The organism is Polynucleobacter sp. 35-46-11 (assembly GCF_002281105.1).
The window spans coordinates 1-3,933 of the sequence record NZ_NCFJ01000231.1 but is presented as its reverse complement, the minus strand read 5'-3'; the positions used below and the strand labels follow the sequence as shown (position 1 = coordinate 3,933).

4 protein-coding genes are annotated in these 3,933 nt (G+C 42.7%); 1 reads left to right on the top strand and 3 read right to left on the bottom strand.

Going from position 1 to position 3,933, the window contains the following annotated elements:
- Window positions 1–26: 26 nt before the first annotated feature.
- Together B7Y67_RS12490 and B7Y67_RS12485 are read right to left on the bottom strand one after the other, a co-directional pair.
- Entirely contained in the window at window positions 27–248 is a 222-nt protein-coding gene (locus tag B7Y67_RS12490) for a hypothetical protein (RefSeq protein ID WP_293598927.1), read from the bottom strand.
- Between the two features lie 376 nt (window positions 249–624).
- The gene (locus B7Y67_RS12485) at window positions 625–2,412 is read right to left on the bottom strand and encodes an EAL domain-containing protein (protein ID WP_293598926.1); all 1,788 of its coding nucleotides are present in this window, start codon (window positions 2,410–2,412) and stop codon (window positions 625–627) included.
- Between B7Y67_RS12485 and B7Y67_RS12480 the strand changes: the two genes are divergently transcribed.
- Window positions 2,304–2,951 (top strand): DUF5672 family protein, encoded by a 648-nt coding sequence (locus B7Y67_RS12480; RefSeq protein ID WP_293598925.1) that lies wholly within the window; start codon window positions 2,304–2,306, stop codon window positions 2,949–2,951. The two genes, B7Y67_RS12485 and B7Y67_RS12480, sit on opposite strands and share 109 nt — an antisense overlap.
- Before the next feature lie 15 nt (window positions 2,952–2,966).
- Here B7Y67_RS12480 and B7Y67_RS12475 read toward each other — a convergent pair.
- On the bottom strand, window positions 2,967–3,933 hold a 967-nt coding region (locus tag B7Y67_RS12475), incomplete at its 5' end, for a GDP-L-fucose synthase family protein (RefSeq protein WP_367227284.1).

The window sequence follows — 3,933 nt, the reverse complement described above, 5'->3', positions numbered from 1 at the left end:
TGGAGTGAAGTAGTAAGTTTGATTTTTTAACTACATTTTGCAGTTACGGGATGGCTTTGCCTATCGCTGGAAAAAGTTCTTGCATTTAGTACGTTGTCCAGACGTATCGCCTGAGGTAAACCATGGATCTCTTCCAATTGCTCTAGGGTTCGCACTACTCTAGCTGCTGGCAGGCTAATATCGATTTCAATAGCCAAGATCTCGCGATTGGATTCATGACCAGAGGGAATCCCGCGGGACAATGACATTTAGAATCCTAAAAGGTATTCCGTAATGCAAGGTATCGTACATAAAGTCCAAAGCCCACATCGTATTGGACTGGGTTGGCGCAATGAGCGGAACTCTCGGCATCTTGGGGATGCGCTTCTTAGTTCTTCTGGGCAAGTTCAAGCCCATCTCCTTGTAAATTCTCCATACCCGCTTGTGATTCCACTCGTAGCTAACGACCCAAAACAGACATTTCAGAGCATCGGATACCAAATAAGTGCCTGTAGAAAACGTATCTCCATAGGTTGCTTTATTGAATGGATTGTATTGAATGCTAACGACCTACAGAGGCTAATCCATCTGAAAATTCATATGGTCACCGCTAGTTGAGCTACCGCCCTTAAGGGCAAAATATCATCATGCATAACCATCAATATTGCCTATACTACTTCCGACATAGGAAATAAATTCACTCAACGGGAGGGGTCGGCTAAATAAGTACCCCTGAAAAGCATTGCATTGCATTTCTATTAAAAAGTTGCACTGCTCTTGAGCCTCTATACCCTCAGCAATTACACTCATTCCCAAGCTTTGTGCTAGCCCAATAATTGTGCAACTAATGGCACAGGAACTTGGATCCTGGGGAAGTTCATTTACAAAAGATTTATCAATCTTTAATTGCTTAACAGGGAGGTTCTTTAAATAGGAGAGGGAGGAATATCCAGTACCGAAATCATCCAAACTAAACGTAATGCCATGTGAGGTTAATTCAAGCATTTTTGCAATCGTATCGTCTATATTGACATGCATCAGACTTTCAGTCAGCTCAAGTTTTAACTTATTTGGATTGGCGCTTGTTCGCCCAATAGCTTCTAAAACCTTCTCAATGAAATCACTTTGATGAAACTCATGTGCACTTATATTCACTGAAAGAGTGAGATTGCATAATTTAGGGTGTGTAGCCCAAGCGGCTAATTGTTCGCATGCCTTATTTAATACCCAACTTCCAATTGGAAGAATTAGACCAGTATCCTCTGCCAAGCCAATAAATTTATCCGGAGAAATCACGCCGCGGTCAGGATGAGCCAACCTTAGCAAAGCCTCCGCCCCAATCACATTACCTTCAACATCTACTTGAGATTGGTAATACAGCTGGAACTGATTCAAATCTAATGCAGTTCGAAGATCAGACTCCAACGCAGCTCTAGCATTAAGTGTCGACTGCATTTCCGTATCAAAAAATTGCATAGTATTTCGACCTGCAGATTTAGCTTGATACATTGCCAAATCAGCTTGCTTAAGAATATTTTCAAGGGTATCGTTTCGATGACCCGAAAATATTGTTATTCCAATGCTAGACGAGCTCCGGCATGGATATATCCCAATTTGATAGGGCTGTGATAAGCATTTCAGAATTTTTCTACCCACGGATTCAGCCCATTCGGCAGCATCAGATTGATTTCTGCCGAGCCCCTCGAGAAGCACTACAAACTCATCACCCCCAAGGCGTGCAACTGTGTCATTTCCACGCACAGAAGAAGATAGCCGCAAACCAACCTGCTTGAGAAGTTCATCACCAACATCGTGACCAAGCGTGTCATTAAGATTTTTAAAATTATCTAGGTCGAGGAATAAGACCGCTCCGAACTGCTGGGTACGTGTAGTTGATGCTATCCCCCGCTCCAAACGATCGAGCAAAAGCCGTCGATTTGGTAAATTTGTTAAGGAGTCATAAAAGGCCAAATGATGAATCTTTTCCTCAGACAGCTTTCGTTCAGACATATCGGTAAATGTTGATACATGATGAGTAACTTCATCGGCCTCATTTTTTACTGCAGTAATCTGGATCCAAATAGGATACAAGCTCCCATCCTTATGACGATTCCAAATTTCCCCTTGCCAAGATCCGACCCGCCTAAGGCCAAGATTTATTTCACTGGTTAGAGCGTCATCATCACGTTTAGACTCAAGCAATTCTGCGGGGTGCCTTCCAGCAGCCTCTTCCTGTGTATACCCGGTAATAGAAGTAAACGCTTTGTTTACTCGCAAAATTATTCGATTCGGATCGCTAACAATAACCGCCTCTTGCGACTCAAATGCAACGGCAGCAATATGAAGCTCTTCTTCCAAATCTGCAAGTAGAGCGATTTGATGCAGTTCATTTTTCAAGTCTGGCTCAATACAGTCGTTTTGTAGCAAGTCCATTGTTTTATCAACGCTTTGTTGACAAATACCAGTGGATGCTTATGCATCAACTTGATGCCTTTTTACTGGAAAATAAAGTTCTATTTTTCACGTCTCTAGGCTACGACTATTTTGGCGCACCATGGAAGACGGGTTTTGAAAACCCCTTATTTTTATTTAATCGCCCAATTTTAAAAAACTTTTTTTCCCGATTTCACGTGGGTAATGGAGGGCTATCCCTGCGAAACATTCCGCGCACACTAGATCTTCTTTTACGAAAACAAAATCATGAATCTCTCAACTATTTTCTAGAAGATGCTTTCTTTGGATACTGGGGACAGAGGGACCATTCTTTTAAATCGTGCCCCATTGAATTGGCTAGCAATTTTGCATTTGAAAGTGATCCAGAATACTGGCTTCTTAAATCCAGGCAATTACCAATGGGAATGCATGCCTATGATGTATGGAGCCCCGACTTCTATAAGCCATTAATCAAAAGCCACCATGATCTAATTGACGCTACTTTTCCAAAAGCGCCATCGACCATTCGTAATCAATAAACCCCTCGTGGAATGCTAGCATTCTGCTTGGGCAAACTCTCCATAAGTCTTCTGCAGGCCAATCTCTAAGCAAACCGAGGCCTTCCAACCCAACTTATTCAGACGACTAGAGTCCATCCACTTACGTGGTGCACCATCAGGCTTGCTTGCATCAAAACTAATCCTTCCCTGATAGCCAACAGCACGGCCAACTGTATCCGCCAATTCGGCAATTGTCACATCACTGCCATAACCAACATTAATATGACTCTCCATTGGAGATGTGTGCTCATCATAGATTCCTTTATCCAACTCCATCACAAATACTGATGCAGCAGCCATATCATCTACGTATAAAAATTCACGCTTAGGAGTGCCCGTACCCCAAATCACCACTTCTGGAGCGCCTGTTACTTTAGCCTCATGAAATCTTCTAATCAGTGCTGGAATCACATGGCTATTTTCAGGATGGTAGTTATCTCCAGGGCCATAGAGGTTGGTTGGCATTACCGAACGATAATCCACACCATGGGATTTTCCGTACTGGCGGTTATAGCTCTCGCACATCTTAATACCGGCAATTTTGGCAATCGCATAAGGCTCATTTGTAGGCTCCAACTTGCCCATCAGCAATGCATCTTCACCCATTGGTTGAGGCGCCATCTTAGGGTAGATACAACTTGATCCTAAAAATAAGAGTTTTTTCACCCCACTCAGAAAAGCCTGATGAATGACATTGTTCTGAACCATCAAGTTGTCGTATATAAACTCAGCGGGATAAGTATTATTAGCATGAATACCGCCCACCTTAGCTGCAGCCAAATAGACTTGATCAGGCTTTTCTTGCCCAAAGAATGCTTGTACAGCTGCCTGGTTGGTTAAATCAAGTTCTGCGTGAGTTCTTGTAACAATATTGAGATAACCCTTAGCTTGAAGGGTTCTAACAATTGCAGACCCAACCATCCCACGATGCCCAGCTACGTAGATCTTGTGATTTAAATCA